Source organism: Humibacter ginsengisoli, assembly GCF_054780095.1.
The window spans coordinates 355,390-379,828 of sequence record NZ_BAAGWZ010000002.1 but is presented as its reverse complement, the minus strand read 5'-3'; the positions used below and the strand labels follow the sequence as shown (position 1 = coordinate 379,828).

Annotated in this window: 22 protein-coding genes; 15 read left to right on the top strand and 7 right to left on the bottom strand. The window is 67.4% G+C overall.

Translation table 11 applies throughout. The features are described from left to right. Positions 1-9: 9 nt before the first annotated feature. Positions 10-1,314, top strand: a complete 1,305-nt coding sequence (locus tag ACYVI5_RS04115) for a putative GNAT family N-acetyltransferase (RefSeq protein ID WP_460579107.1) — start codon at positions 10-12, stop codon at positions 1,312-1,314. Positions 1,315-1,338: 24 nt separating this feature from the next. On the opposite strand, the gene ACYVI5_RS04110 is transcribed toward ACYVI5_RS04115, so the two are convergent. The 5 genes from ACYVI5_RS04110 to ACYVI5_RS04090 all read right to left on the bottom strand — a co-directional run bounded on the left by ACYVI5_RS04110 (position 1,339) and on the right by ACYVI5_RS04090 (position 6,077). Beyond that, positions 1,339-2,127, bottom strand: a complete 789-nt coding sequence (locus tag ACYVI5_RS04110) for a succinate dehydrogenase iron-sulfur subunit (protein WP_460579106.1) — start codon at positions 2,125-2,127, stop codon at positions 1,339-1,341. Then, positions 2,127-3,929 carry a succinate dehydrogenase flavoprotein subunit gene (gene sdhA, locus ACYVI5_RS04105; RefSeq protein WP_460579105.1) on the bottom strand — a complete coding sequence of 601 codons (1,803 nt, stop codon included), beginning with the start codon at positions 3,927-3,929 and terminating at the stop codon, positions 2,127-2,129. Before sdhA ends, ACYVI5_RS04110 begins: the two co-directional genes overlap by 1 nt. A 42-nt stretch (positions 3,930-3,971) precedes the next feature. Further along, the gene (locus tag ACYVI5_RS04100) at positions 3,972-4,424 is read right to left on the bottom strand and encodes a succinate dehydrogenase hydrophobic membrane anchor subunit (protein WP_460530823.1); all 453 of its coding nucleotides are present in this window, start codon (positions 4,422-4,424) and stop codon (positions 3,972-3,974) included. Further along, positions 4,421-4,843 (bottom strand): succinate dehydrogenase, cytochrome b556 subunit, encoded by a 423-nt coding sequence (gene sdhC / locus ACYVI5_RS04095; RefSeq protein ID WP_460530826.1) that lies wholly within the window; start codon positions 4,841-4,843, stop codon positions 4,421-4,423. The genes ACYVI5_RS04100 and sdhC overlap by 4 nt, the downstream gene beginning before the upstream one ends. Before the next feature lie 259 nt (positions 4,844-5,102). Continuing rightward, positions 5,103-6,077, bottom strand: coding sequence for an endonuclease domain-containing protein (locus ACYVI5_RS04090; RefSeq protein WP_460579104.1), 975 nt, complete (start codon positions 6,075-6,077; stop codon positions 5,103-5,105). Between the two features lie 185 nt (positions 6,078-6,262). On the opposite strand from ACYVI5_RS04090, the gene ACYVI5_RS04085 reads away from it, so the two are divergent. The 12 genes from ACYVI5_RS04085 to ACYVI5_RS04030 all read left to right on the top strand — a co-directional run bounded on the left by ACYVI5_RS04085 (position 6,263) and on the right by ACYVI5_RS04030 (position 18,325). After that, the gene (locus ACYVI5_RS04085) at positions 6,263-7,051 is read left to right on the top strand and encodes an LLM class oxidoreductase (RefSeq protein ID WP_460579103.1); all 789 of its coding nucleotides are present in this window, start codon (positions 6,263-6,265) and stop codon (positions 7,049-7,051) included. Between the two features lie 30 nt (positions 7,052-7,081). Then, a complete protein-coding gene (locus ACYVI5_RS04080; protein WP_460579102.1) occupies positions 7,082-8,200 on the top strand; it encodes a mannose-1-phosphate guanylyltransferase in 1,119 nt (372 codons plus the stop codon). Between the two features lie 174 nt (positions 8,201-8,374). Further along, positions 8,375-9,463: a BMP family lipoprotein gene (locus tag ACYVI5_RS04075; protein ID WP_460579101.1), complete on the top strand. Its 1,089-nt coding sequence runs from the start codon at positions 8,375-8,377 to the stop codon at positions 9,461-9,463. A gap of 134 nt (positions 9,464-9,597) precedes the next feature. Continuing rightward, positions 9,598-11,178, top strand: a complete 1,581-nt coding sequence (locus ACYVI5_RS04070) for an ABC transporter ATP-binding protein (protein WP_460579100.1) — start codon at positions 9,598-9,600, stop codon at positions 11,176-11,178. Beyond that, on the top strand, positions 11,175-12,488 hold the full coding sequence (locus ACYVI5_RS04065) for an ABC transporter permease (protein WP_460579099.1): 1,314 nt from the start codon (positions 11,175-11,177) through the stop codon (positions 12,486-12,488). Before ACYVI5_RS04070 ends, ACYVI5_RS04065 begins: the two co-directional genes overlap by 4 nt. Then, a complete protein-coding gene (locus tag ACYVI5_RS04060; protein WP_460579098.1) occupies positions 12,485-13,780 on the top strand; it encodes an ABC transporter permease in 1,296 nt (431 codons plus the stop codon). The genes ACYVI5_RS04065 and ACYVI5_RS04060 overlap by 4 nt, the downstream gene beginning before the upstream one ends. 28 nt (positions 13,781-13,808) lie before the next feature. After that, the gene (locus ACYVI5_RS04055; protein WP_460579097.1) at positions 13,809-14,234 is read left to right on the top strand and encodes a cytidine deaminase; all 426 of its coding nucleotides are present in this window, start codon (positions 13,809-13,811) and stop codon (positions 14,232-14,234) included. A gap of 99 nt (positions 14,235-14,333) precedes the next feature. Beyond that, positions 14,334-15,632 carry a thymidine phosphorylase gene (locus ACYVI5_RS04050; protein ID WP_460579096.1) on the top strand — a complete coding sequence of 433 codons (1,299 nt, stop codon included), beginning with the start codon at positions 14,334-14,336 and terminating at the stop codon, positions 15,630-15,632. 40 nt (positions 15,633-15,672) lie between these two features. Further along, on the top strand, positions 15,673-16,821 hold the full coding sequence (locus ACYVI5_RS04045) for an adenosine deaminase family protein (RefSeq protein WP_460579095.1): 1,149 nt from the start codon (positions 15,673-15,675) through the stop codon (positions 16,819-16,821). Between the two features lie 78 nt (positions 16,822-16,899). Next, positions 16,900-17,373, top strand: a complete 474-nt coding sequence (locus ACYVI5_RS04040; protein WP_460530860.1) for a PTS sugar transporter subunit IIA — start codon at positions 16,900-16,902, stop codon at positions 17,371-17,373. 33 nt (positions 17,374-17,406) lie between these two features. Beyond that, complete coding sequence (locus tag ACYVI5_RS04035; protein ID WP_460530863.1) at positions 17,407-17,679, top strand: PTS sugar transporter subunit IIB; 273 nt, start codon at positions 17,407-17,409, stop codon at positions 17,677-17,679. A gap of 331 nt (positions 17,680-18,010) precedes the next feature. Then, complete coding sequence (locus ACYVI5_RS04030; RefSeq protein ID WP_460579094.1) at positions 18,011-18,325, top strand: hypothetical protein; 315 nt, start codon at positions 18,011-18,013, stop codon at positions 18,323-18,325. 2 nt (positions 18,326-18,327) lie between these two features. Here the strand turns inward: ACYVI5_RS04030 and ACYVI5_RS04025 are convergent, their stop codons facing one another. Beyond that, entirely contained in the window at positions 18,328-20,001 is a 1,674-nt protein-coding gene (locus ACYVI5_RS04025) for a phospho-sugar mutase (RefSeq protein ID WP_460579219.1), read from the bottom strand. Positions 20,002-20,102: 101 nt separating this feature from the next. Continuing rightward, a complete protein-coding gene (locus ACYVI5_RS04020) occupies positions 20,103-20,939 on the bottom strand; it encodes a purine-nucleoside phosphorylase (RefSeq protein WP_460579093.1) in 837 nt (278 codons plus the stop codon). 98 nt (positions 20,940-21,037) lie between these two features. Here ACYVI5_RS04020 and ACYVI5_RS04015 point away from each other — a divergent pair, with 98 nt between their 5' ends. Continuing rightward, on the top strand, positions 21,038-22,471 hold the full coding sequence (locus ACYVI5_RS04015; protein ID WP_460579092.1) for an NAD(P)H-quinone dehydrogenase: 1,434 nt from the start codon (positions 21,038-21,040) through the stop codon (positions 22,469-22,471). 151 nt (positions 22,472-22,622) lie between these two features. Beyond that, positions 22,623-24,320 (top strand): APC family permease, encoded by a 1,698-nt coding sequence (locus ACYVI5_RS04010; protein ID WP_460579091.1) that lies wholly within the window; start codon positions 22,623-22,625, stop codon positions 24,318-24,320. Positions 24,321-24,439: the final 119 nt, after the last annotated feature.

Here is a 24,439-nt window from a genome sequence, read left to right as displayed (position 1 = left end):
TCTGGATCGATGGACGCCAAGCAACAGCCCCTCGACCGCACCTCCGCTGACGCATTGCGCGCCGAGGGCCTTCGTCTCGGACTCGTCGACGGCAGCGACCACGCCGCGCTCGCCGCGTGGGACGAGGCCGACTACCGAGGGTTCCACGACCGTCGCCCGGAGCCGGAGACGGTCGACGAGCACGTGCGGCACACGGCGTACCGCCGCATCGTGGGCGTGTGGGACGACGGCATCCTGGAGTCTGACGTTCCGGTCGCGACGGTCTCCACGTGGGTCGGCGATCTCACGGTGCCCGGCGGCGCGGTGCTGCCTTCCTGGGCGGTCAGCTCCGTCACCGTTGCCCCGACGCATCGCCGCCGCGGCGTCGCCCGCGCGATGCTCGAGGGAGAACTGCGCATCGCGGCGGCGGCCGGAGTTCCGATGGCCTCGCTCACGGTGTCGGAGGCGACCATCTATGAGCGCTACGGATTCGGACCGGCCACGCAGACGGCCGACCTCACGATCGACACGCGGCGTGCAGGGTGGGCGCATCGGCAGGCATCGGCCGGCCGGCTCGCGTTCGTGTCGTTGCAGACGATCGCCGACACCTGCCGCGACGTCTTCGAGCGCGCCCGGCTGAAGACCCCGGGCGAGATGACGCTCGACGACTTCATCTGGGGTCAGCGTGCGGGAATCCTGGGCGACCGCGACAAGAAGAGCGCTTCGCTGCGAGCGGTGCGCTACGACGACGAGCACGGCGTGCCACAGGGCTTCGTCGTGTACTCGCTCAAGGCCGACAGCAGCGACTTCGCGAACCACACGGTCGACATCCGCTACCTGCGTGCGGCGACCGACGAGGCGTACGCGGCGCTCTGGCGCTTCCTCCTCGAACTCGACCTCGTCGGCACGGTCAAGAACGAGATCGCAACCGCTGACGAGCCGGTGCTGTGGATGATCCGCGACCAGCGGGCCGCGACCGTTGTGCTCCGCGACCACCACTGGCTGCGCATCCTCGACGTGAAGACCGCGCTCGAGGCACGACGTTACGGCCGCCCAGGATGGCTGGCCCTCCGCATCGAGGACCGCCTCGGCTTCGCGTCCGGCACGTACCGTGTCGATGTGCAGGCCGACGGCTCGGCGGCCGTCGAGCAGACGGATGCCGCACCCGACCTCAGCATGGATGTCGCGACGCTCTCAGCGCTCTACCTCGGCGCGTGGCGCACCTCGACGCTCGCCCGTGCCGGACGCGTGACCGAGCTCACGCCGGGCGCGGCCCAGCGCTTCGATGCGGCATTCCGCGCCGACGAGGCGCCCACGCTGAGCTTCAGGTACTGAGTTTCAGGTACTGCGGGCTGCCGCTCAGCGCTTCCCGCGCATGATCGCCTGCTTCACCTCGGCGATCGCCTGCGTCACCTGGATGCCGCGGGGGCAGGCATCCGTGCAGTTGAAGGTAGTGCGGCAGCGCCACACGCCTTCTTTGTCGTTGAGGATGTCGAGGCGCACCTGCGCGGCGTCGTCGCGCGAGTCGAAGATGAAGCGGTGTGCGTTCACGATCGCGGCCGGACCGAAATACTGCCCGTCGGTCCAGAACACCGGGCACGACGACGTGCACGCCGCGCAGAGGATGCACTTCGTGGTGTCGTCGAAGCGCGCCCGGTCGGCGACGGACTGGATGCGCTCCTTGCCCTCCGGCGGAGCCGAGTTGGCCTGCAGGAACGGCTGCACCTCGCGGTAGGAAGCGAAGAACGGCTCCATGTCGACGACGAGGTCCTTCTCCAGCGGGAGTCCCTTGATGGCCTCGACGTAGATCGGCTTCTGAACGTCGAGGTCTTTGATCAGGGTCTTGCAGGCGAGCCGGTTGCGGCCGTTGATGCGCATGGCATCCGACCCGCACACACCGTGCGCGCAGGAGCGGCGGAACGTGAGCGAGCCGTCCTGCTCCCACTTGATCTTGTGCAGTGCGTCGAGCACGCGGTCGGTCGGATACACCTCGACGTCGAAGTCCTGCCAGTGCGGCTCGGTGTCCACGTCAGGGTCGAAGCGCCGCACGATCAGCGTCACGATGAACGACTTGATTGCGTCGGACGAGTCGGATGCCTGTACCTTCTCGGGCGCGTCGGTCGAGGCGTCGGCCACGGCGGTGGACATCAGTACTTCCTCTCCATCGGCTGGTAGCGCGTCACGACGACGGGTTTCCAGTCGAGCTTGATGTGGTCTGCCGCGTTCGACGAGTGCGGGTCGCCGGTGAGGTAGGCCATGGTGTGCTTCATGTAGTTCTCGTCATCGCGCTTCGGGAAGTCGTCGCGCATGTGACCGCCGCGGCTCTCCTTGCGGTTGCGGGCAGAGAACACGACGACCTCGGCGAGGTCGAGCAGGAATCCGAGCTCCACGGCCTCGAGCAGGTCGGTGTTGAACCGCTTGCCCTTGTCTTGTACCTGCACGTTCCGGTAGCGCTCACGCAGGCCGTGGATGGTCTCGGTCACCGTGGCCAGCGTCTCGTCGGTGCGGAAGACCTGCGCGTTGCGGTCCATCTGGTCCTGGAGCTCCTTGCGGATGGCTCCGATCCGCTCGGTCCCGCTGGAGTTCCGCAGGCCCTCGAGCATGTTCCGCACGTCGGCGGCCGGGTCATCCGGAAGCGGAACGAAGTCGGCCGTCTTCACGTACTCGACCGCGTTGCGGCCGCTGCGCTTTCCGAACACGTTGATGTCCAGCAGCGAGTTCGTGCCGAGGCGGTTGGATCCGTGCACAGACACGCACGCACATTCGCCCGCGGCGTAGAGACCGGGCACCACTGTGGTGTTGTCGGCGAGCACCTCGGCGTTGTTGTTGGTCGGGATGCCGCCCATCGCGTAGTGGGCGGTCGGCATGACGGGGACCGGCTCGACGACCGGGTCCACGCCCAGGTAGGTGCGGGCGAACTCGGTGATGTCGGGCAGCTTCGTCTCCAGCACCTCGGCACCGAGGTGCGTGCAGTCCAGCAGCACGTAGTCCTTGTGCGGCCCGGCGCCTCGGCCCTCGAGCACCTCCTGCACCATGCTCCGGGCGACGATGTCGCGCGGCGCGAGGTCTTTGATGGTGGGGGCGTACCGCTCCATGAACCGCTCGCCAGAGGCGTTGCGAAGGATCGCGCCCTCGCCGCGAGCGCCCTCGGTGAGCAGGATGCCCAGACCGTACAGCCCGGTCGGGTGGAACTGGAAGAACTCCATGTCTTCCAGCGGCAGCCGCTTGCGCCAGATGATGCCGACACCGTCGCCGGTGAGCGTGTGCGCGTTGGATGTCGTCTTGTAGATCTTGCCGAAACCACCGGTCGCGAAGATCACGGCCTTCGACTGGAACACGTGCAGCTCTCCGGTGGCGAGCTCGTACGCGACGACACCGGCCGGACGGCGCTTGCCGTCGACCTCGTTCATGACGAGGTCGAGCACGTAGAACTCGTTGAAGAAGTTGATGCCGAGCTTGACGCAGTTCTGGAACAGCGTCTGCAGGATCATGTGCCCGGTGCGGTCTGCGGCGTAGCACGCGCGGCGTACGGCGGCCTTGCCGTGGTCGCGGGTGTGACCGCCGAAGCGACGCTGGTCGATCTTGCCTTCGGGTGTGCGGTTGAAGGGCAGGCCCATGTTCTCGAGGTCGATGACCGCGTCGATGGCCTCCTTCGCGAGGATCTCGGCGGCATCCTGATCGACGAGGTAGTCACCGCCCTTGACGGTGTCGTAGGTGTGCCACTCCCAGTTGTCTTCCTCCACGTTCGACAGCGCGGCGGCCATGCCGCCCTGCGCAGCGCCGGTGTGCGACCGGGTGGGGTAGAGCTTGGAGATGACGGCCGTCTTCGCGTGCGGCCCGGCCTCGATGGCCGCGCGCATGCCTCCGCCTCCGGCGCCGACGATGACGATGTCGAACTGGTGGTAGTGCACGCCGTCGATCACGGCTCCGTCTGCGATCTGTTCAGTCACGTGGATGTCCGTAGCTTTCGGTTCTCTTGCGCCGTCGCGGGCTTACTTGGTGATGGTCGAGCAGAACTGCGGCAGCAGGTGCGCGGGCGTGCCGCTCGGGCACGGGTTGAAGACCGTCACCGTGTACGTGCCCAGCACGATCAGAACGATGACCGCGAGCAGGATCAGCACCTTGAGCGTGCGGTTCACGGTCTTGCCGCGCGCGTAGTCGTTGACGAGCGTGCGCATGCCGTTGCCGCCGTGGATGAGCGCCAGCCACAGCATCAGGCCGTCCCAGACCTGCCAGAACGGGTCGGCCCACTTGCCGGCGACGAACGCGAAGTCGACCGCCTTGATGCCCTGACCGAGCACGAGGTTGACGATGAGGTGCCCGAAGATGAGCACGACGAGCAGCACGCCCGAGACGCGCATGTACACCCATCCCCATTTCTCCCAGTTCACGCCCTTCGAGCGCACGGGACGGGACGGGGAGCGGGGAGCCTCGATGGTGGTCACGACGCGGCCCCCTCGGTGAAGACGTTGTGCAGTTGAACGGGCACGAAGCCGATCATGAGGATGACCCACAGCACGATGACGGTCCAGAACATGAACCGCTGGTATTTGGCGCCCTTGCTCCAGAAGTCGATCAGGATGATGCGGATGCCGTTCAGCGCGTGGAACGCGATCGCCGCGACGAGCGCGGTCTCACCGAGGCCCATGATCGGGTTCTTGTACGTGCCGATGACGGCGTTGTAGGCCTGGGGGCTGATGTTGAGCACGACCGAGTCGAGGATGTGCACCAGCAGGAAGAAGAAGATGGCCACGCCGGTGATGCGGTGCAGCACCCACGACCACATGCCTTCCCGACCCCGATACAGCGTTCCCCCGGGCCGATGAGTGGTCGGCTCGAGAGTGTCTGCCGTTTCTGCCGACACGGACAACCCTCCCTGGTAGGTAGCTTGCGAGCGCTTCTCGCGGCATGGATGCCCGCGGATCCGGCGCGCAGTCAGTTTACGTCCCGCGTCCGCCGCCTCGCTCCTAAGGCCAGCCTAACTGTCTCGACGTCGAGACACTTTCCCCCGCCGCCGGCGGTCGCCGGCGGCGCATCCATCCGTTCAAGTCGCGAAGTCGGTCGTTATGAGCGCTCATAACGACCGACTTCGCGACTTGAACCGGGAAGCGGTGCTGGTTCGGTCAACGCGCCAGCGCGCGGCGCACCCGGTCCACGAGTTCGGCGGGCTTCGCCAGGAGCGGTGCCGTCACCTCAATGACCTCCCAGCCGGCGGCGCGCAACGCTGCGAGGCGCTCGACGTCGCGCGCCCAGGATGCTCCATGCAGCATCCCGAGGTACTCGATGGCAACCTTCTTCTCCCGGTAGACCATGTCGACGCAGCCGAGGAACCTTCCGGACGCATCAAAGACGTCGGCGTTCAGCTCCGGCTCGGGAAGACCGGCGCGAACGAGTTCGAAGCGCACCGCCGACTCCCGGGGCGACCAGGAGTCGAGGCGTATGAACGTGAGCGCCTCCCTGAGGTTCGCAGCGCCTCTGCGACGTCCGGCTGCAGCCGCTGCCCGGAGCTGGTCGAGTGTCGTCAGCGGTGCCTTGCCCACGTCCGGTCGCCCGATCCCCGGGCGCCAGACCCGGCAGAAGTAGTCCCCGAGGGCGATGAGGTCTCGGAGGCCGAGAGTGCCGAGGCTCGCCCATGTGGTCGCGGGTGATGAAACCGGCAGACCGTCCACTTCGCGAATGGTCGCCATCTTCGGCTGAGCGCGGTGGCGCACGATTCCCTGCGTCCGTGGCACCGGACCCGAGCCGAGCACACTGACATGGAGGTCGAGGTCGCATCCGTCGGCAGGGTCGCCGAACTCGGTGAAGACCAACGGCAGGGGAGCGCCGTAAGCCGACGCCGCGGTCTGGTGGCTGAAGAAGTGTCGTGGCCGCATGAGCGGCAGGTACTGCCTGGCACGAGCGAGCCGTGCTCGCCTCTGCAAGGCATAAGGGTCGAGTTCCTCCTCCTGTGGGTCGTCCTGAATCAGACTCCGTACTCCGTAGAACGGCCGTGACAGGTCCGACCCGCGCAGGCGCCTGAGGGACGCTCCGGCACGCACCGCCTGCGCGACGCTGAACTCCGCCGCGATGCCGTCTGGAAGCGCGCCTCGGGTCCTCATCGCTCCACCATGGCCGAATGCCTGCTCGCCCACCCGGGTTATCCACCGACCACCGCGGTCAGCGCCGACCCGACCGGTTCAAGTCGCGAAGTCGGTCGTTATAAGCGCTCATAACGACCGACTTCGCGACTTGAACCGGAGGGACTCAAGCGCCGGAACGGCGGCACCGTCGGCACAATGGGGACATGGCTCTTGCGGATGTCTCCATCGGCGTCGCCGGCACGCTCGGTCCCGAGGCGCTTGCGCGGCTCGCACCGGTCGTCGAACGCTGCGGCTTCCGGTCGCTCTGGGTGAACGACACCCCCGGCGGCGACTCGCTGGCGGCGCTGGCGGCGGCAGCGGATGCCACGAGCCGGCTCACGCTCGCAACCGGCGTCATCCCTGTCGACCGCAGGCATCCCGACGAGGTCGTCGGCGCGGTGAAGCGGCTGCAGCTCCCCGAGGATCGACTGGTGCTCGGGATCGGCGCCGGCGCGGCGCGGAACGGCGCGCTCTTCCTGGTGGAAACCGCGGTCGCCGAACTCCGCGAGGGAACCCGGGCTCCCGTGCTGGTCGGGGCCCTCGGGCCGAAGATGCGACGGCTCGGAGCGGAGCGGGGCGACGGCGTCCTGCTGAGCTGGCTGACGCCCGAGGTCGCGGCCGAGCAGGCGTCGACCGCACGGTCGTCCGCGGCGGCGAACGGAGCATCCGGATGCCGCGTCGCGCTCTATGTGCGCACCGCCCTCGATGCGTCGGCCGATGACCGCCTGGCAGAGGAAGCCGGTCGATACGCCGGATATCCGGCGTACGCGGCGAACTTCGAGCGGTTGGGCATCCGTGCGCAGGACACCGTGCTGGACGCCTACACGTTCGGTGATCGCATCGGTCGCTACCGGGACGCGGTCGACGAGGTCGTTCTGCGGGTGATCGCGCCGTCCGATTCGGTCGACGATCACATCCGATTCGTGGAGGCGGCAGCGGACCTGCTCAGCTGACAGCTCCGCCGCACACCTATCCTGAGAGGCATGAGCGCGCTGCCCCTGCAGGACTTCTACTGCATCATTCCCGCCGGCGGTGTCGGGTCTCGGCTCTGGCCGCTGTCCCGCGCCGACGCGCCGAAGTTCCTGCACGACCTCACCGGTTCGGGCTCGACGTTGCTGCGAGCCACGTGGGACCGGCTCGCGCCGTTGAGCGGCGCACAGCGGGTCATGGTCGTCACCGGCCGAGCGCACCGCGCCGCGGTCGAGGGGCAGATCCCCGCGCTCGCCGACGCGAACATCGTGCTGGAGAGCGAGCCGCGTGAGAACACCGCGGCCATCGGGCTCGCCGCGGCCATCCTTGAGCGGCGGGAGCCCGGCGTGATCATCGGCTCGTTCGCCGCCGACCACGTGATCGGCAACGAGCCGCTGTTCCGGGCTGCCGTCATCGAGGCGGTCAAGTCGGCCCGAGCCGGATACATCACCACCATCGGCATCACGCCGACCGAACCCGCGATCGGCTTCGGCTACATCCACGTCGGCGAGCCGCTCAAGATCGAGGGCGCCACATCGACCCGGCAGGTGATCTCGTTCGTCGAGAAGCCGAACCTGAAGACGGCCACGAAGTACCTGAAGAGCGGCGACTACCTCTGGAACGCGAGCATGTTCATCGCGAAGGCGTCGGCGCTGCTCGATCAGATCGGCTCGTCGCAGCCGGAACTCCTGGCGGGATTGCTCGAGCTGGCCGAGGCCTGGGACGACCCGGCCACGCGCGGACCGGCCGTCGACCGCATCTGGCCCGGCTTGAAGAAGATCGCGATCGACTACTCGGTTGCAGAACCTGCCGCCGCGGCGGGCAAGCTGGCCGTCATCCCCGGTCACTTCGCGTGGGACGACGTGGGCGACTTCGCCTCCCTCGCCAAGCTGAACAGCGGCGGCCGGGCGACCGACCTGGCCATCCTCGGTGAGAACGCCCGTGTTCTCTCGGATGCCTCCAGCGGCATCGTCGTCAGCCAGACCGGCCGCGTGATCAGCCTGATCGGCATCCAGAACGTGGTCGTCGTCGACACCCCGGATGCCTTGCTGGTGACGACCAGCGAGAACGCGCAGCGCGTGAAATCGGTGGTGGAGGCGCTGCGCCTGACCGGTTCGACCGAGGTCCTGTAGCGGCACGGCGTGCACTTTTGAGCATCAGATTGGCTGTCGCTGCTCAAAAGAAACAAGATGATAACGGCGACGGCAGGAACTCCATACCGGAATCCAAGGCGTTCGTAACGTTGAGTAACGTCGCTTGGGCGGCGTCTCGCGCGCCCGCGCATCTTCTTCTACGTGGAGGACAACGTGACATTCAAAGTACGCAAGGTAGCGCTCGCGGGACTCGCCGCAGCCAGCGCGCTCGCCCTCCTGGCCGGCTGCGGTCAGGCGCCGTCGTCGAGCAGCACGACGAAGGCGGCATCCAAGTTCCTGCCTTGCATGGTCTCGGACAACGGCGGGTTCAACGACCACTCGTTCAACCAGCTCGGCTACGAGGGACTGGTCGACACCGCTAAGAAGCTCGGCACCACGTACAAGAAGGCGGAGTCGAAGACCGCCAGCGACTATGCGCCGAACATCAACAGCATGATCGACCAGAACTGCAACCTGATCATCACCGTCGGTTTCAACCTCTCCGATGCCACGAAGAAGGCCGCTGCGGCGAACACCAGCACCGACTTCGCGATCATCGACGACAACGAGTTCACCGCCCCGAACGTGAAGTCGATCATCTTCAACACGGCGCAGGCAGCGTTCCTCGGCGGCTACGCGGCGGCCAGCTACTCCAAGACCGGAGTCGTCGGCACGTTCGGCGGCATGCAGATCCCGACCGTGACCATCTTCATGGACGGCTTCGTCGACGGAGTCAAATACTTCAACCAGCAGAAGGGCAAGAACGTCCAGGTCGTCGGCTGGAACGTCGACAGCCAGAAGGGCTCCTTCACCGGTGGATTCGACGCCAACGACACGGCGAAGCAGGTCGCGCAGGGCATCATCGACCAGAACGCCGACGTGATCCTGCCGGTCGGCGGTCCGATCTATCAGTCGGCCGCACAGGCGATCGACGAGGCGAACAGCTCCGGCAAGAGCATTGCCATGCTCGGCGTCGACGCGGATGTCTACAACACCGACCCGAGCGTGCGCTCGATCCTGCTGACCTCGGTCATGAAGGGCATCAAGCCGTCGACGTCTGCCGTGATCGAGCAGTCCGCCGCCGGCAAGTTCTCGAACGCTCCTTACGTCGGAACCCTGAAGAACGACGGCGTTGGCCTCGCACCGTTCCACGATTTCGCGTCGAAGGTCGACCCGAACCTGAAGTCCGAACTGGACAAGATCAAGTCCGGCATCATCGATGGTTCGATCAAGGTCACCTCGCCGGCGTCGCCGAAGTCCTGATCAGCACCTTCGTCAGCCAGGCCGGGAGGGCCTCGATAACGAGGCCCTCCCGGCGCTTACGTCGCATCCCGGCACCGAGGGAGCGCCGTTCTTGCGGTCGCAACGGAGCGACCCCCGAAAGGTAGATTGACCCCATGAAGCTCGAACTTCGCGGCATCACGAAGCGATTCGGCTCCCTCACCGCCAACGATCACATCTCGCTCACCGTCGAGCCGGGTGAGATCCACTGCATCCTCGGCGAGAACGGCGCGGGCAAGTCCACGTTGATGAACGTGCTCTACGGTCTGCTGCAGGCCGACGAGGGCGAGATCCTCCTGGACGACGTCGTGCAGCACTTCGACGGACCGGGCGACGCGATGAAGGCCGGCATCGGCATGGTGCATCAGCACTTCATGCTCATCCCGGTGTTCACCGTCGCCGAGAACGTGATGCTGGGCAACGAGAGCACCGGTTTCGCGGGCTTCCTCAACCACAAGGAAGCTCGCACGCGCGTGCAGGAGATCTCGTCGCGGTTCGGTTTCGACGTCGACCCGGACGCGCTCATCGAGAACCTGCCGGTCGGCGTGCAGCAGCGTGTGGAGATCATCAAGGCGCTCTCCCGTGACGCGAAGGTGCTGGTCTTCGATGAGCCGACTGCGGTGCTGACTCCGCAGGAGACCGACGAGCTCATGGCCATCATGAGGCAGCTGAGAGACGCGGGCACCGCCATCGTCTTCATCACCCACAAGCTCCGCGAGGTGCGCGAGGTCGCCGACCGCATCACGGTCGTGCGGCTCGGCAAGGTGGTGGGCGAGGCATCCCCGACTGCCAGCAACGCGGAGCTCGCCTCGCTCATGGTCGGCCGGGCCGTGGAGCTGAAGGTGCAGAAGGAGGCGGCGAAGCCGGGCGTGGCCGCTCTGCAGGTTCGCGGCCTCACGGTCGTCGACCATCTCGGCCAGCTCGTGGTCAATGACGTCGACTTCGAGGTGCGCGCCGGCGAGATACTCGCCATCGCGGGTGTGCAGGGCAACGGCCAGACCGAGTTGACCGAGGCGCTGCTCGGACTGCAGGAACACGTCGAGGGCGAGATCGTTCTGGACGGCAAGACGATCAGCGGAGAGGGCGTGCGCAAGGTACTGGAGGCCGGAGTCGGCTTCGTGCCAGAGGACCGCAACGAGGACGGCCTGGTCGGCGGGTTCTCGATCGCCGAGAACCTCATGCTCGACCGTTCCGACTCCGCGCCGTTCGTCAAGGGCGGCGGGCTCCAGCTCGGCTACCGCGCCAGGTTCGCCGCCGAGAAGGTGCGTGAGTTCGACGTGCGGGCGCAGGGCATCGATACCCCGGTCGGCACGTTGTCCGGCGGCAACCAGCAGAAGGTGGTGCTCGCTCGCGAACTGAGCCGCGACTTGCGTCTGCTCGTCGCCGCGCAACCGACCAGAGGTCTCGACGTGGGATCGATCGAATTCGTGCACAAGCGCATCGTGGAGGCTCGCGACTCCGGCATCCCGGTCATCGTCGTCTCCACCGAACTCGACGAGGTCGACGCCCTCGCCGACCGGATCGCGGTCATGTACCGGGGCGGCATCGTGGGCATCGTCCCTGCCGGGACCGATCGTGAGACGCTCGGCATCATGATGGCGGGCGAGCATCCGGATGCTCCGCACGAGCCTCCGCCCGCGCCGCGCGATCTGGACGACGCCAGCGACGACGCCGGGTCGAGAGGAGAGGCCGCGTGAGCGACCAGAACGCGGCGGACGCCGCGGGCAGAGCGGATGTCGCACTCGAGACGGGTGCGCGGGTTGCGCCCGACGACCAGCAGCCGAACCGGTGGAACGACGCGCTGCGACAGATCGTCGGGGGAAGCGTCGTCATCTCGATTCTTGCCGTCGTGCTCGCCCTCATCGTCGGAGCCATCCTGATCGCGGTCACCGATCCGGGAGTGCAGAAGGCCGCCGGCTACTTCTTCGCCCGTCCGGGCGACACCTTCCAGGCGATCTGGAACGTCGTCTCCGGCGCGTACACCTCGCTCTTCCAGGGAGCGATCTACAACTTCGGGCGGCCGACGTTCGCGGCGGGCATCCGTCCGTTCATGGACACGCTCACCTACGCGACGCCGCTCATCGTCGCAGGGCTCGGCGTCGGGCTCGGGTTCCGTACCGGTATCTTCAACATCGGCGGCCAGGGCCAGATGCTGATCGCCGCGGCGTTCTGCGGGTGGATCGGCTGGTCGTTCCAGCTGCCCCCGGTGCTGCACCTGATCGTCGCGATCGCCGCCGGCTTCGTCGGCGGAGCGTTCTGGGCTGCGATAGCCGGTGTGCTCAAGGCACGCACCGGGGCGCACGAGGTGATCGTCACGATCATGCTCAACTGGATCGCGTTCTACCTCATCTCCTACCTTCTGCGCACGCCCGGCGCGCTGCAGGCGCATGGATCGAACAATCCGAAGTCGCCCGCGATCCTGCCGAACGCGGTGCTCCCGCCGCTGTTCGGGCCGCAATACCAACTGCACTGGGGCTTCGTGATCGCCATCGCAGCGACCGTCGTCGTCTGGTGGCTGCTCGAGCGATCCAGCCTCGGATTCAAGTTCCGCGCAGTCGGCGAGAATCCGAACGCGGCCAGGGTCGCCGGAATCAGCGTGAACGCCGCCATCGTCTGGTCGATGGTCATCGGCGGAGGCCTCGTCGGACTCGCCGCCGTCGACCAGGTGCTTGGCACGACCAGCGGTGGCTTCGGATCATCCATCGACGCCGGCATCGGTTTCGACGCCATCACCGTCGCGCTGCTCGGTCGTTCCCGTCCCCTCGGCATCTTCATCGCCGGCGTGCTGTTCGGCGCGTTCAAGGCGGGCGGGTTCCTCATGCAGGCCGCCAACGGCATCCCGATCGACATCGTGCTCGTCGTGCAGTCGCTCATCGTGCTGTTCATCGCAGCCCCGCCGCTGGTGCGTGCCATCTTCCGACTTCCGACTCCCGGTAGGCGACCGCCGCAGAAGAAGGCGCCGGCGACGCCGGCCTCCCTGGCACCGAAGGAGGTGGCAGCGAAGTGACGACCACCGTCGACCACACGATCCCGGATGCGTCTCCGATCGTTCTCGAGAAGAAGGTCGTGCGCAGCTACAAGACGCCGATCATCCTCACAGTCGTGACCGTGCTCGCGATCGTGCTCTTCGTGATTTTCCGCCGCGGCGGTGACACAACGTTCACGTTCGCCGGAGGGCGGATCGCGCCGAGCCTGCCGGAGCTCGTGCTTCCCACCACGCTGACGTGCATCATCCTCACTCTGGTCCTGGCGGTGATGGCGGCTGCGAGCTGGTGGCTCCTCGTGCGCTTCGCCAGGGTGCCGTTGTGGTACTCCGCGGTCTTCTCCTTCTTGTTCGTCGTCTCGTTCCTCACCTGGGCGGCCGGAGACAACTCCAGGCCGCTGCCGATCACGAGCCTGTTGCTCGGAACGGTCAGCCTGAGCGTGCCGTACATCTTCGGCGCGCTCGGCGGGGTCATCTCCGAACGCAGCGGCGTCGTCAACATCGCTATCGAGGGTCAGCTGCTCGGCGGTGCGTTCCTCGGAGCGGTCGTGGCGAGCATGACCCGTTCGCTGTGGCTCGGCCTGCTCGCGGCGCTCGTCGCCGGCGTGCTCGTATCGTTCGTGCTCGCGGCCTTCGCGATCAAGTACTACGTCGATCAGGTGATCGTCGGCGTCGTCATCAACGTTCTCGTGCTCGGCCTGACGAACTTCTTCTACAGCCAGGTGCTCGCGAAGGATGCGAGCCTCCTGAACGATCCACCGCTGTTGCCGGCCATCCCGATTCCGGGGTTGAGCGCGATCCCGGTGATCGGTCCTGTGCTCTTCGACCAGTCGATCATCGTTTACCTGATGTACATCGCGGTCGCCGCTGTTTACATCGGACTGTTCCACACCAGGTGGGGGCTCCGTCTGCGGTCGGTGGGCGAGCATCCGCAGGCCGCCGACACGGTGGGCATCAACGTGACGGGCACTCGGTTCTGGAACGTCTCGCTGGCCGGCGCCATCGTCGGCCTCGGCGGTGCGTACTTCACGCTCGGGTCGGTCGGCTCGTTCAGCCAGGACATGACGGGGGGCCAGGGCTATATCGCGCTCGCCGCCGTCATCTTCGGCCGCTGGGATCCGATCCGCGCCACCCTCGCCGCCCTGCTATTCGGTTTCGCGAGCAACCTGCAGTACACGCTCGCGGCGGTCGGATCGCCCGTGCCGAGCGAGTTCCTGCTGATGCTCCCCTACGTGGTCACGATCCTCGCGGTCGCGGGCTTCGTGGGATACGTGCGCGGGCCGGCGGCATCCGGAAAGCCCTACATCAAGTCGTGAGCGACGAGGCACGAGGAGTGACGAAGCAATGAGTGACGATACGACGCCCTTCTCGGGCGATATCGACTGGGGCGCGCTCCGCGCCGAGGCCGAAGAAGCCATGAGGAGCGCGTACGTTCCGTACTCCCGTTTCCCGGTGGGGGCCGCGGCACTCGCCACGGATGGCCGCGTGATCGCCGGCTGCAATGTCGAGAACGCGAGCTACGGGCTCACGCTGTGCGCGGAGTGCTCGCTCGTCTCGATGCTGCACATGACCGGCGGCGGCCAGCTCGTCGCGTTCACGTGCGTGAACGGCGAGGGTGAGGTCATCATGCCGTGCGGCCGGTGCCGTCAGCTGCTGTACGAGCACTCGGTGCCGGGCATGCTTCTGGAGACCGTGTCGGGCATCCGCTCCATCGACGAGGTGATCCCGGATGCGTTCGGTCGCCGGGACCTCGAGGAGTTCCATGGCTGAGCGGTTCGACGCTGCGCGCTGGAGGTTGGAGCGACGGTCCGGTGGACCGTCGCCGCGACGCCAGCGCCTCGACGGCTATGCCGGAGAGGTGGTACAGAAGTGAGCGAGCGGTTCGACGCAGTCGACGTCATACGCGCCAAGCGCGATCACGGCGAGCTCTCCACCGCCGAGATCGACTGGCTGGTGGATGCCTACACGCGCGGCTTCGTCGCCGACGAGCAGATGTCCGCATGGGCGATGGCCGTGCTGCTGAACGGGATGTCGCGGCGCGAGATCCGCGATCTCACACTGGCCATGATCGCCAGCGGCGAGCGGATGAGCTTCGCCGACCTCGGCAAGCCGACCGTGGACAAGCACTCCACGGGCGGTGTCGGCGACAAGATCACCCTTCCGCTGGTGCCGCTCGTGGCATGCTTCGGCGTCGCCGTGCCGCAGCTCTCCGGCCGTGGCCTCGGGCACACCGGCGGCACGCTCGACAAGCTGGAGAGCATCTCGGGGTGGCGGGCATCCCTCAGCAATGAGGAACTCATGGCCCAGCTCCGCGACGTCGGCGGCGCGATCTGCGCTGCTGGCGCCGGTCTCGCGCCGGCCGACAAGAAGCTGTACGCGCTGCGCGACATCACCGGAACGGTCGAGGCGATCCCACTTATCGCCTCGTCGATCATGAGCAAGAAGATCGCGGAGGGAACCGGCTCGCTCGTGCTCGACGTCAAGTTCGGCGCTGGTGCGTTCATGCGTGATCTCGACAAGGCCCGCGAACTGGCGCGAACCATGGTCGGACTGGGACAGGATGCGGGCGTCGCCACCTCCGCGTTGCTCACCGACATGAACGCGCCGCTGGGCAGGGCGATCGGCAACGCGAACGAGGTGCGCGAGTCTGTCGAGGTGCTTGCCGGCGGGGGACCTGCAGACATCGTGGAGCTCACGCTCGCTCTCGCCCGCGAGATGCTGCGCCTGGTCGGCCAGCCCGATGCGGACGTCGAGGATGCGTTGAAGTCGGGCCGGGCCATGGATTCCTGGCGCGCGCTCATCCGTGCGCAAGACGGCGACCCGGATGCCCCGCTGCCGCACCCCAGGGAGACGCACACGGTCACGGCGCAGCGGTCCGGTGTCGTGGCGCGGCAGGACGCGCTCGCGTTCGGCGTCGCCGCCTGGCGGCTGGGCGCAGGACGCGCCAGGCAGCAGGATCCCGTGCTGCACGCGGCCGGCATCGACCTGCACGCGCAGGTCGGCGACCGGGTGTCGGAAGGCGACGCGCTCTTCACACTCGGCACGGACGACCCGGTGCGCTTCGAGCGGGCACTCGAAGCGCTCGAGGGTGCCTGGGACATCGCGGACATCGACCCCGGCCGAGCCGCACCGCGACGCGGCCCGCTCGTGGTCGAGCGGATCGGATGACCGCCTATCCAGCGATGCCCGCGACCCATAATCTGGAGCAATGAGCGAACAGCCCGCCCCCACGGACAGTCCCAACGCCCACCACGTCGTCGACGGTGTCGACGTGCAGACCCTCCCCAAGGTGTCGCTGCACGATCACCTCGACGGAGGCTTGCGGCCGCAGACCATCATCGAACTGGCCGACGACGTCGGCCTTGACCTTCCGGAGACGGATGCCGATGCGCTCGGCGAGTGGTTCACCCGGCAGTCGGACTCGGGCTCGCTCGTGGAGTACCTGAAGACGTTCGATGTCACGACCGCCGTCATGCAGACCCGTGACGGGTTGGCGCGGGTCGCGCGCGAGTTCGTGCTCGACCTCGCCGCCGACGGCGTGGTCTACGGCGAGATCCGCTGGGCGCCCGAGCAGCACCTGGGTCGTGGCCTCAGCCTCGATCAGGCTGTCGAGGCGGTGCAGAGCGGCCTGGAGCAGGGCGTGGCGGATGTGCGTGCCAGCGGTGGGAGCGCAGGTACGAGCATCCGTGTCGGTCAGCTCGTGACGGCGATGCGTCACGCTGATCGTGCGCTGGAGATCGCTCAGCTCGCCGTGCGGCACCGCGACGCAGGGGTGGTGGGCTTCGACATCGCGGGTGCCGAAGCGGGTTTCCCGCCGAGCAATCACCGGGTCGCGTTCGACTACCTCGCCGAGCAGTACTTCCCGGCGACGGTGCACGCGGGGGAAGCCGACGGGCTCGCGAGCATCCAGAGTGCGCTCATCGATGGCAGGGCCCTCCGGCTCGGGCACGGCGTGCGGCTGGCAGAAGACATCACGATCGAACGCCAGGACGACGAGAACATCTATGTGTCGCTCGGGCGGCTGTCGCAGTGGGTGAAGGACCGCGAGATCGCGCTCGAGCTGAGCCCGTCGTCGAACCTGCAGACCGGTGCCATCGCGGCCTGGGGCGATGAGCTCGTCGACCACCCGTTCGATCTCTTGTACCAGCTCGGATTCCGGGTGACCGTGAACACCGACAACCGGCTGATGAGCCACACCACCCTGAGCCGCGAGCTGGCCATCTTGTCGGATGCCTTCGGCTACGACCTCGACGACCTCGAGACGTTCCAGCTCAACGCGGCACGCTCGTCGTTCCTCCCGCTGGAGGACCGGGAAGACATCGCCGAAGCGATCTCCGCCGGATTCGACGCAGCGTAGAAAATCACAGCGTCCTCGCAGGCACGTAACGCTCAAACCCGGCGGGCCTTGACGGAGGGTCGCGATACGCTTGTGATCATGTCGCTTCCGCCGCTGCCCGACTCTGCCATCGACCTCGGTGTGCACGCAGCGGATTGGCGCGCCGCCGTGCGGTTCGCGGGCAACGCACTGCGTCGTTCCGGGGCCACACGCGACAGCTACACCGAACGCATGATCCAGGTCATCGACGAGTTCGGCGCCTACATCGTGATCGCTCCTGGCCTCGCGCTCGCGCATGCGCGACCGGGTCCGGATGTGCTCGCCGACGGGCTCTCGGTCGTCACGCTCGCGACTCCGGTGACGTTCGGGCATCCGCACAACGATCCGGTGAGCGTGGTCCTCGGCTTGGCCGTGGAGACGCCGGATGCCCACGTGCACTCCGTCGCGGAGCTCGCCAACGTGTTCAACGACCCAGAGGCCATTCCCGCGCTGGCCAGCGCGTCCAGCGCGGACGACGTGTGGCGGGTGATCGGTGCATCCGATCTGCCGAGCGACGTCAGCGCTGCCCGGTGAAGCGGGCTGCCCGGTGAAGAAGGTGAAGCGCTGGTGAAGATCGTCGCGATCTGCGGTGCAGGCGTGGGAACATCCGCGATCCTGAAGGTGAACGCCGAGCGGGCGCTCGAGCGCCTGGGGCTCACGGCCGACGTCAGCGCGTCCGACGTCGCGAGCCTCACCACGACGGGATCGGATGCGCAGGTCATCCTCACGTCCCCCGAGCTCGTCGAGCGCATCCCGCGCACGAACGCGGACATCGTCGTGATCGACAACTACTTCGACGTCACCGAGCTGGAGCGCAAGCTCGAAGAGGCCATCGGCTGAGGGCCGCGCATCGGGGGGTCGGGCGCGCTGTAGTAGCTTTGTAGTCGTGGACGCGGTAGACTGGCAGCATTGCGCTGAGCACATGGGGGGAGCGTCACCAGATCACTGTTTCCGAGGCGAACGAAGCGCTCGCAGACGTCGACGCGGTGTGGTTCGATCCGGATCCCCTCAGCCGATCTGGGCGCGGCGTTCGCGTTCTTGGTTATAGCCACAGCAGACGCCCAGTTCTCACGGTCATCCTTGTGCGTCGCGAGAATGGTGCGGGCTACTGGGGAGCGAACGGGTGGGCAGCTAACAGCTCCGATCGGCGCCGGTACGAAAGGGGCGAGTGATGAGCGCTAAGGGTGATGTGGAGGCGGTACAGGCGGAGTCCGAGGTGAACCGGGATCTCGCGCTGCCCGATCAGGTTCAGGGACAGCGCCGCGGTCGTTCGGTGGTGCAGTCAGTGCGCCTCCCAGAAGCCGAGTTCGCCGACATCGAGCGCCTTGCTGGTCAACTCGGCGTACCGGTCAGCGCGTTGATCCGCGGCTGGGTCTTGACCGGGCTTGCCGAGGAACGCAGCACATCGTTGCGCAGCGCTATCGAGCGTCTGGCTGGCGATGCCGACCGACTTCGCCGACTGGCGGCCAGCAGTAACGTTGCCTGAACTCAAATGCGGTCGGTGAGGGTGCGCATGGCTGCGCCCAGCGCCGCGACGCGCGCTTGCGCGGCAGATCGGCGGCCGGCCGCGTTCGGCGCGGCGTCGTCGAACGCGTCGATGTAGATCTTCAGCTTCGGCTCGGTGCCGCTGGGGCGCACCATGACGCGCGATCCGTCCTCGAGCACGATGCGCAGCACATCGCTCGGCGGCAGGTCTGCCGATCCGTCGCGCAGGTCGTCGATATGCGACACCGCGACCTCGCCGAGCACTGCCGGCGGCTGGGCGCGCAGACCGGCCATGACGCGCCCGATGCGCTCGAGGTCGGTGACGCGGATCGAGATCTGGTCGGACGCGTACGCGCCGAAACGTTGCGTGAACTCGTCGAGGCGGTCTGCGATCGTCCTTCCCTCCGTGTGCAGTCGCGTCGCAAGCGCAATAGCCGCCGTGGCAGCCGAGATGCCGTCCTTGTCGCGCACGGTGTCCGGGTTCACGAGGTATCCGAGCGCCTCCTCGTAGCCGAAGACGAGGCCCGGAACGCGGCTGACCCACTTGAATCCGGTGAGCGTCTCCGCGAATCCCAGGCCGTAGGCATCCGCGATAACACGCAGTGCGGGGGAGGAGACGATGGATGCCGCCAGCACGCCGTTCACGCCCGCCGCGTGGGCCCGTTCCGCGGCGGCCCATCCGAGCAGCGTTCCCACCTCGTTGCCGCTCAGCCGCCGGTACCCCTGTTCGGATGCGTCCGGGATCCCGATGGCGAGCCGGTCCGCGTCGGGGTCATTGGCGACCACGAGGCCGGCCTCTGTCTCGCGGGCGAGAGCGAACGCCAGGTCGAGCGCGCCGGGCTCCTCCGGGTTCGGGAACGACACGGTGGGGAAGTCCGGGTCGGGGTCGGCCTGCTCGGCGACCGTGACGGGCGCAGGAAGATGGGCCGCCTCGAACACCGCGCGCGCCGTGGACCATCCGACGCCGTGCATGGCCGTGTACACGACCCGTAACGGCGACGAGGCGGATCCGGCCGTCGACGGCGGCCCGGCGACCGCAGCCGTAGCGGCGATATACGCGTCGACCAGGGACTCATCGGCTAGCTCGTAGGCATCCGATCGCGGCAGGTCGGAGACGCGACCCTGTGCCACCCGGTCGATGCAGGCTGCGATGTCGGCATCCGCAGGCGGGACGATCTGCGAGCCCTCGTCGGCGCCGCCGAGGTACACCTTGTAGCCGTTGTCCCTTGCCGGGTTGTGGCTGGCGGTGACCATGACACCGGCGGATGCGCCGAGGTGCCGCACGGCGAACGCGAGCACCGGCGTGGGCAGCAGACGGGGGAGCAGCACCGCGCGAATGCCGGCGCCCGCCATCAGCTCCGCCGTGTCGCGTGCGAAGACGTCTGAGTTCTTGCGTCCGTCGTAGCCGATGACTACCGATGGCTGCATGTCGTCGCCGGAAGCGGATGCCTGCTCGTTCAGGTACGCCGCCAGCCCGGCCGCCGCCTGGGCGACGAGCACCCGGTTCATGCGGTTCGGCCCGGCAGCGATCTCACCGCGGAGGCCGGCCGTGCCGAACGCGAGGCGGGTGTCGAACCGCGAGTGCAGGTCCTCGAGCGCGTCGGACGACCCGGTGGCCGCGTCATCCACGATGGCCTGCAGCTCGGCGCGCGTCTCGGCATCCGGATCGTCCGCGATCCAGGCGCGCGCCGCCTCGACGACGTCGACGGCGGCCGTGGTCTGCGCCGCCGCGGATCGCGCCGCCGCGTTCTGCCCCGCCCCGCTCTGTCCCGCCGCGTTCACAGCCGCTCCACGATGCGGGCGAGCAGGGCGCTGATCACCGGCTCAGCTGCCTGGCCGGCCTCGATGACCTCGGCATGGCTGAGCGGCTGGTCGGAGATGCCTGCCGCGAGGTTCGTGATCAGCGACATGCCGAGCACCTCCATGCCGGACTGCCGCGCCGCGATCGCCTCCAGCGCCGTCGACATGCCCACGATGTGGCCGCCGATGGTCTTCGCCATCTGCACTTCGGCCGGCGTCTCGTAGTGCGGACCGCGGAACTGCACGTACACGCCCGTCTCGAGTGAGGCATCCACCTCGCGGGCGAGGTCGCGCAGTCGCTTCGAGTAGAGATCTGTGAGATCGACGAAGGTCGCACCCTCCAACGGTGACGACGCCGTGAGGTTGATGTGGTCGCTGATCAGCACCGGAGTGCCGGGCCCCCACGTCTGCTTGATGCCGCCCGCGCCGTTGGTGAGGATCATCGTCTTCGCGCCGGTCGCGGCCGCCGTACGCACGCCGTGCACCACGGAGCGAACGCCATGGTCCTCGTAGAAGTGCGTGCGCGCACCGAGCACGAGCGCATGCTTGCCGTTCGGCAGCCGCACCGACCGCAGCGTGCCGACGTGCCCCGGCACGGCCGGCGGACGGAACCCGAGGATGTCCGTCGCCGGCACCGTGGCCACTGTCTCGCCGACGAGGTCGGCGGCTTTGCCCCAGCCGCTGCCCAGTGTCAGGGCGATGTCGTGGTGCTCGACGCCGGTGCGTTCCGCGATCTGCCCGGCCGCGATGCGCGCGATCTCGAACGGATCGGCCGCCGGGTCGTCGAAAGGATGAGCTGCGTCCTCGGATGCCATTGCACCACTCTAAACAGCGCAGGAGGTCGACCCGTGCGACCCGCTCACCTGCGCGCATCCGTCCGGGCGCCGCCAGGGCGTCTGAGAGAATGGATGCCATGGCCTTCGAGTTCGAGCGCAAGCAGAGTATCGCCGTTCTCGGGGGCGGCCCCGGCGGGTACGAGGCGGCGCTCGCCGGTGCGCAGCTGGGCGCCGAGGTGACGCTCGTCGAGCGCAGCGGCGTGGGCGGCGCCGCCGTGATGACGGATGTCGTGCCCTCGAAGACCCTGATCGCCACCGCGGACGCGACGCGCGCGATCGGCGACGCGGCCGACCTGGGCGTCCAGTTCTTCGGACGCACCGAGACGGGGCGGCCCATCCGCCCCGAGGTCGCGGTCAACCTCTCCGCCGTGAACAAACGGCTTCTCGGCCTGGCGAGGCAGCAGTCCGAAGACATGCGCAGCGAGCTCGTGCACGCCGGCGTGCGCATCGTCACCGGTGAGGGACGGCTGGACGGGCCGGGCGCGGTCATCGTCTCCACCTCGAAGGAGAACGGCACCGACTTCGACCGTGTCGAGGCCGACACGATGGTGATCGCGGTGGGCGCCAGCCCGCGACTGCTTCCGTCGGCGATGCCGGACGGGGAGCGCATCCTCACCTGGACCCAGCTCTACTCGCTGAACTCCGTTCCAGAGCACCTCATCGTGGTCGGCTCCGGCGTCACCGGCGCAGAGTTCGCCAGCGCCTACACCTACCTCGGCGCCAAGGTCACGCTCATCTCCAGCCGCGACCGCGTGCTGCCCGGCGAAGACGCGGATGCCGCGACCGTGCTCGAGAAGGTGTTCCGCCGCAACGGCATGACCGTGCTCTCCAAGTCGCGCGCGGAGTCCGTCGAGCGCACCGAGAACGGCGTGGTCGCCACACTCACCGACGGCCGCACCGTCGAGGGCTCGCACTGCCTCCTCGCAGTCGGCTCGATCCCGAATACGGCAGGCATCGGACTCGAGGAAGCCGGCATCCAGCTCACCCCGAGCGGTCACATCCGCGTCAACCGCGTCGCACGCACCTCGATGCCGAGCGTCTACGCGGCGGGGGACTGCTCGAACGTGCTGCCACTGGCATCCGTCGCGTCGATGCAGGGCCGCACCGCGATCTTCCACGCGCTGGGCGACTCGGTGACGCCGATCGAGCTGCGGAACGTCGCATCCAACATCTTCACCACGCCCGAGATCGCCACGGTCGGCTGGAATCAGCGCGAGATCGAGGAGGGCATCGCACAGGGCGACATCTACAAGCTGGCGTTGAAGTCCAACCCTCGGGCGAAGATGCAGGGCATCAAAGACGGGTTCGTCAAGCTGTTCGCCCGCACCGGGAGCGGCACCGTCATCGGCGGCGTCATCGTGGCGCCGCGGGCGAGCGAACTCATCCTCCCTGTCGCGCTCGCCGTGGAGCACCGGCTCACCGTCGACCAGGTGGCGAGGGCGTTCTCGGTGTACCCGTCGCTGTCGAACTCGATCACCGACGCCGCACGGGCGATGCACATCGTTCTCTGAAGCCTGTTCGTATCCTGTGCGCTGCCTCAGCGCAAGCGCGTGAAAAAAGCGTCGCCGGAGGAGTAACGTCCGAACCGGGACGGCGCGTTCTCTCGTGAGCGCGGGCGTCCGTATGCGCAATCCGTGAGGATCCGTACGTGAGGAGACGACGATGTCGAGCACACTGAATCAGCCGAAACCGCCCACCGAGGAGGTGAAGCTCAAGCGACATGTCGGCCCGATCGGCCTGCTGTTCGCGGCGATCGGCTCCATCATCGGGTCGGGGTGGTTGTTCGGAGCGTTCAACGCCTCCGTGATCGCCGGCCCTGCGGCGATCTTCTCCTGGCTCATCGCCGGGGTGATGATCATGCTGATCGCCCTCTGCTACGCCGAACTCGGGCCGATGTTCCCGATCTCCGGTGGTGTGGTCAGGTATCCGCACATGGTGTGGGGCTCGTTCGGCAGCTACACGATGGGGTGGATCACCTGGATCGCGTCGGCGGCCGTTCCGGCCATCGAGGTCGAGGGGGCGCTCACCTACGGAACCCAGTACGCGCCGTTCACGGTGCTCGCGAAAGACAGCGGGGCATCCGCTCACGTGCTGACCCCGCTCGGCATGGTGGTGGCGATCATCCTGCTGGCCGTGTTCGCGGTGATCAACTACTTCGGCGTTCGGCTGTTCGCCCAGGTCAACACGGTGGTCGTGTGGTGGAAGGTGTTCGTGATCTGCCTGGTGGTCGTGGTGTTCATCATCACAGCGCTGGCCACCGCATCGTCGCAGGCGATCGGCAACTTCGGCTCGCACGGATTCGCTCCTAAGGGATTCGCCGCGATCTTCGTCTGCATCGCCACCGCAGGCATCACGTTCTCGTTCCTCGGCTTCCGGCAGGGCATCGAGCTGGCCGGCGAGACGACGAACCCGCGGCGCAACATCCCGTTCGCCGTGATCGGGTCGGTCGGCATCACCGCGATCCTGTACGCGCTGCTGCAGGTGGCGTTCACCATGATGGTGCCCGCCTCCGCGCTGTCGCACGCGGGCGGATGGATGGGCCTGTCGTTCAAGAACGACTTCGGCCCGCTGGCGGCTCTGGCGACCATCGCCGGGCTCGGGTGGCTGGCGTACATCCTGTACTTCGACGCGATCATCTCGCCGCTGGACACCGGCCTCATCTACACCACGGTGACCTCTCGCGTGTCCTACGCGGTCGGGCGCAACGGCAACGGGCCCCGGTGGCTGGCCACGAACAACAAGCACGGCGTTCCGTACTGGAGCCTGCTGCTCTCGTTCCTGGTGAGCATCGTGCTGCTGCTGCCGTTCCCGAGCTGGCAGCAGCTGGTGGGCTTCATCACCAGCGCCACCGTGCTCTCGTTCGGCACCGGTCCGCTCGTGCTGGCCGTGATGCGGCGCAAGCTGCCCGACCACGAGCGGCCGTTCAAGCTGCCGGGCGGTCACATCATCCCGTTCCTGGCCTTCTATTGCACGAACATGATCGTGTTCTGGGCCGGCTGGGCGACGAACTCGAAGCTCGCGATCTCGATCGCCATCGGGTACGTGTTCCTCATCATCTACGAACTGGTCGCGTGGAAGCGTCCGAACCGGCCCAAGTTCGACTTCAGGGCGAGCGTGTTCTGGGTGATCCCGTGGCTCATCCTGATGTTCCTGGTGAGCTGGCTGTTCGACCCGACGACGCCCGTCATCAAGGGCGCGTTCTTCTGGGTGTTCCTGATCAACGCGGTGATCGCCGCGGTGATCTACGTGGTGGCCGTCACGATCACGCTGCCGACCAAGAAGATCGAGGAATACATCGAGGAAGCCGCGAACGAGTCGGAGATCGAGGAGGAGACCCTCGCCGGCGGTGCCATCGGCTGAGCCTCTCACGCGATCGGCTGACCCGTTCTGTTGAGGTCGGCCGGAAATCGAACAATGCGCCGGAGAGATCGCAAGATCATCTCCGGCGCATCGTTCGAAACGCGGTGAAGCGTGTGCCC